Raw genomic sequence first — 232 nt, forward strand, 5'->3', positions numbered from 1 at the left:
TCTCCGGAGAGCGACTCTTCGATGGGCCGCAGGATGGGGATCGCTCCGCCGACCGAAGCCTCAAAGCGCAGCTCTCCGCCGAATTCGGCGGCGACTGCGCTCAGCTCTGCACCGCGGCTGGCCAGCAGGGCCTTGTTGCCGGTGACCACGGTCTTTCCGGCGCGCAGCGCCGTCTCGATGAGGGAACCAGCCGGTTCGTGGCCGCCGATCAGCTCCACGATCACCTCGGCCT

General features: G+C 68.5%; 1 pseudogene. It reads right to left on the bottom strand.

The annotated features are described in order from the left end of the window. Nucleotides 1–232: pseudogene (locus AC0L3C_RS36270) on the bottom strand (homoserine dehydrogenase); the annotation flags it as partial.

It is taken from the genome of Bradyrhizobium sp. WSM4872 (assembly GCF_055811715.1).